4 protein-coding genes and 1 pseudogene are annotated in these 2,861 nt (G+C 71.7%); 4 read left to right on the top strand and 1 reads right to left on the bottom strand.

Annotated elements, in window-relative coordinates; translation table 11 throughout:
• Positions 1–249 (top strand): annotated as a pseudogene (locus tag V7Z97_RS20005) (ABC transporter ATP-binding protein); the annotation flags it as partial.
• Between the two features lie 25 nt (positions 250–274).
• Complete coding sequence (locus tag V7Z97_RS20000) at positions 275–499, top strand: hypothetical protein (protein ID WP_334165327.1); 225 nt, start codon at positions 275–277, stop codon at positions 497–499.
• Here V7Z97_RS20000 and V7Z97_RS19995 read toward each other — a convergent pair.
• Positions 496–1,260, bottom strand: coding sequence for a class I SAM-dependent methyltransferase (locus tag V7Z97_RS19995; RefSeq protein ID WP_334165324.1), 765 nt, complete (start codon positions 1,258–1,260; stop codon positions 496–498). The two genes, V7Z97_RS20000 and V7Z97_RS19995, sit on opposite strands and share 4 nt — an antisense overlap.
• A gap of 132 nt (positions 1,261–1,392) precedes the next feature.
• Here V7Z97_RS19995 and V7Z97_RS19990 point away from each other — a divergent pair, with 132 nt between their 5' ends.
• Positions 1,393–2,118, top strand: coding sequence for a LemA family protein (locus V7Z97_RS19990; protein WP_442958056.1), 726 nt, complete (start codon positions 1,393–1,395; stop codon positions 2,116–2,118).
• Positions 2,118–2,861 (top strand): TPM domain-containing protein (locus V7Z97_RS19985; protein ID WP_334165322.1); only part of this gene is annotated, 744 nt, incomplete at its 3' end. The genes V7Z97_RS19990 and V7Z97_RS19985, both read left to right, overlap by 1 nt.

The raw sequence follows: 2,861 nt of genomic DNA, 5'->3' as shown, positions 1-2,861 counted from the left end.
ATCCAGCAGGCGCTGAAGGTGCTGTTCGCGGGCCGGACCTGCATGGTCATCGCCCACCGGCTGGCGACGATCCGCGACGCCGACCGGATCATCGTGCTGAGCGAGGGCCGGATCCTGGAGCAGGGCGACCACGACGCCCTGATGCGGGCCGGCGGGCTCTACCACCGGCTCTACACCTCGGCGCACGCGAGCTTCGACGACCAGGTCGTGGCGGCCACCGGAGACGCTGAATTCGCCACCCGGACGTGATACACTTCGCACCGGGAGACGCGTGATGCGCGATGATCGTCCAAGGCCGGTGAACTGGCGCAGCTGCCTGCTCCTGGCCGGCTGGCTGGTCCCCTTGGTCCTCTGGGTCGCCGCCCTGACCTTCCTGAAGTTCAACACGGGCGTGGCGGGCAAGGCGATGCTGCTGACCACCGCCTGGATGGCGCTTCTCACCGCCTTCATCCGCCGCCACAGTCCGGCGAAGGCCTGGCGCCGGGTGCGCTCGCACTAGGCCTTGCGGAAAACCCGGATCTCGCCCACGCCCCCCAGCGGGATCGGGTCGCGGTCCTGCAGCAGGCCGGCCGAGGCCGCGAGCGGCTCCGGGTCGGCCAGGTAGTAGGTCAGCCGCTCGGCGGAGCGCCGGACGACGGCGCCGTTCGCATCCCGCTCCACATAGTCGATCACCTGATCCAGCCGCCCGACGCCTTCGCGGAAATTGCGCTCCAGGACGTGGAGGTTCAGCCGCCCGCCGCCGGGCAGGGGCTGGTCCATGACCACCATCTCCGGCGGCGGGCCGGGCATCCGCATGATCTCCAGAAGCGGCAGGTGGAAGGCGGCCCGGCCGCCCGAAGCGAGGTGTCGCGCGGCGGTGGCGAAGGTGTTGCGCCAGGCGGTCCCGGCGGGGACGTGGGCCAGGGTGAAATAGGGGCAGACCACCAGGTCGAAGGTCCGCTTCAGGTCGAGCGCGGTCATGTCCCCGCGGCGCAGCTCCACACGCGCCGCGACGTCGGCCGGCAACGACGCGAGCCGCGCCCGCGCCTTCTCCAGCATGGCCGGCGCGATCTCGATCCCGGTGACGGAATAGCCGCGCTCCGCCAGGGCGAAGGTCACGCGGCCGGTGCCGGCGCCCAGCTCGAGCACGGAGGAGCCCGCAGGGGCGAGGCCGGCGTAGATGTCCACGTCGCCAGCGAGCCGCGCGTCGGCGGCGGTGACCACGTCGTAGAAGGCCGCCGAAAGACCACGGTCGGCGTAGTAGGGCCGCGCCTGCGCCATGGATGAGGAACTCCCGCCCAGGTCCGGAGCTTCCTCGCTCCAGGGTCCGTGATGCCTGCGCGATTGCGCCGGATCAATGTCGGGGCCACATATGCGGGACACCAAGCTTCAGCTTGGACTTCTTGGGGAGCCCTGAGACACGTGAAGACGCTTCGCAAACGCCTGGCGCTGGCCGCCGTGCTCCTGTTCGCCCCGGTGATGCTCGCCGGCTGCGGCATCAACACCATCCCGACCAAGGAAGAGAACGCCCGCGCCAAGTGGGCCGACGTCCAGAGCCAGTACCAGCGGCGGGCCGACCTGATCCCGAACCTCGTGGAGACGGTCCGCGGCTACGCGGCGCAGGAGCGCACCGTGCTGCGCGAGGTGACCGAGGCCCGCGCGTCGGCGACCCAGGTGCAGGTGGACGCCTCCACCCTCACCGATCCCGCCCGGTTCCAGCAGTACCAGCAGGCGCAGGACCGGCTGACCGGCGTGCTCGGGCGGCTGATGATGATCCAGGAGCGCTACCCGGATCTGAAGTCGAACCAGAACTTCCTGGCCCTGCAGAGCCAGCTGGAAGGCACGGAGAACCGCATCGCCGTGTCGCGGCGGGACTACAACGAGGCGGTCCGCGACTACAACACCAGCCTGCGCACCTTCCCGACGATCATCTGGGCCAAGACGATCCACGGCGGCTCGAAGCCCATGCAGCTCTTCCAGGCCTCGGCCTCGGCGCAGAGCGCGCCGACGGTGGACTTCGGCGGGGCCCAGCCCGGCGCGCCGGTTCCGGACGGGGCCGCCCCGGGCTCCGCGCCGCCGACCTCGGCCGCCCCGCCCGTCGGCCCGGCGCCCAGCGCGACGCCTGCGCCGACCCAGTGATGCCTGCCTTCGCGGGAGCGCGGGGCCTCGTCCTCGCGCTCCTGGTCCTCGTCGGTTCGGCCACGGCGGCGTTCGCGCAGCCGAAGTTCCCGCCGCTCAGCGGACGGGTGGTCGACAACGCGAACATGCTGTCCCCGGCCACCGAGCAGCAGCTCACCGACAGGCTCGCCCAGCTGGAAGCCCAGACCGGCCGGCAGATGGTGGTCGCCACCGTCGCCGACCTGCAGGGCTACGAGATCGAGGAGTATGGCTACCAGCTCGGCCGCGCCTGGCAGATCGGCCGCAAGGGCGAGGACGACGGGGTGGTCTTCCTCGTGGCCCCCTCCGAACGGCAGGTGCGCCTCGAGGTCGGCTACGGCCTGGAGGGTATCCTCACAGACGCGCTGTCCAGCGTCATCCTGCAGCAGCGCGTGCTCCCCTACTTCCGCGAGGGCCAGATGGAGCAGGGCGTCGTCTCGGGGACCGAGGCGGTGATCGAGCAGCTCGCCCTGCCCGAGGACGAGGCCAAGGCCCGCGTGGCCCAGGCGGCCGAGCGGCCCGTCCAGAGGTCCGGCGGCGGCTCGCCGATCCCGCTGATCTTCGTCATCTTCTTCGTGTTCTGGATCCTGGGCGGCATTCTCGGCCTGTTCGGCCGCGGGCGGCGCAGGCGCTCCGGGCTCTGGTGGCTCCTGCCGCTGATCCTGTCGAGCGGCGGTTCGCGCCACCGCGGCGGGGGCTGGGGCGGTGGCGGCGGCGGCTGGGGT

Source organism: Phenylobacterium sp. (genome assembly GCF_036821595.1).
Classification (GTDB): domain Bacteria; phylum Pseudomonadota; class Alphaproteobacteria; order Caulobacterales; family Caulobacteraceae; genus Phenylobacterium.
This window is presented reverse-complemented; position numbering and strand designations above follow the sequence as displayed.